1 protein-coding gene is annotated in these 851 nt (G+C 63.3%); it reads right to left on the bottom strand.

What is annotated here, in order from left to right; all coding sequences use genetic code 11:
• Nucleotides 1-706, bottom strand: a 706-nt coding sequence (locus tag DKT69_RS00150; protein WP_255420168.1) for a reverse transcriptase domain-containing protein, incomplete at its 3' end; no start/stop codon positions are given.
• Between the last annotated feature and the right edge of the window lie 145 nt (nt 707-851).

Genomic DNA, 851 nt, shown 5'->3' on the forward strand with positions numbered 1-851 from the left:
CGACCGCGTCATCGGCATAGCGTTCGAACTGCACGTCCGGAAAAGTCCGGGCGAGCCAGGTGTCGAACGCGTAGTGCATGAACAGGTTCGCCAGCACGGGCGAGACCGCGGACCCCTGCGGGGTCCCCTGGTCCCGCTGCTGCAAGGTTCCGTCGGGCAGTTGCAGCGGCGCTTGGAGCCACCGCTTGACATACAACGTCACCCAGACGGCGTCGGTGTGAGCCTGGACAGCCTTGACGATGAGGTCCCACCGGACGCTGTCGAAGAACTTCTGAATGTCAAGATCGATCACCCAGTCTTTCTTCCAACACCGTTGCCGGCAGCGCTGGACCGCATCCAGGGCCGACCGCTTCGGCCGGTAGCCGTAGGAATCCTCGTGGAATATTGGATCCACCCGGATCCCCAAGTGCCTGGCTACCACGGTCTGCGCGACCCGGTCGGCGACGGTGGGGACGCCGAGCATCCTCGTGCCGCTGCCATGCTGTTTCGGAATCTCCACCGCTCGCACTGGAGGCGGGAAGTACGTCCCCGACGACATCCGATTCCAGATCTTGTAGAGGTTGTCTTCCAGATCGGCCTCGAAGTCGGCGATGGACTGCCCGTCCACCCCCGGCGCGCCCTGATTTCGCTTCACCTCTCGAAACGCCTCCCAGACCTCCCACTTCGAAATCTCAAACGGCTTCTCTGGTGACTTCAGCTTGTCCATCGGCTCCTCCCGAACAACGTCCGGTTGACCAGACACACACAGCCACGGATGACCCGGCCCCTTCGCTCCACCCCCATTACAGGGGCTTCGGCACTACTACGAGCCGGTCCGCCAGCACGCCTCGCGACGGTACTCAACCCCTTGC

Origin of the sequence: Micromonospora sicca (assembly GCF_003172935.1) — a bacterium.
Classification (GTDB): domain Bacteria; phylum Actinomycetota; class Actinomycetes; order Mycobacteriales; family Micromonosporaceae; genus Micromonospora; species Micromonospora sicca.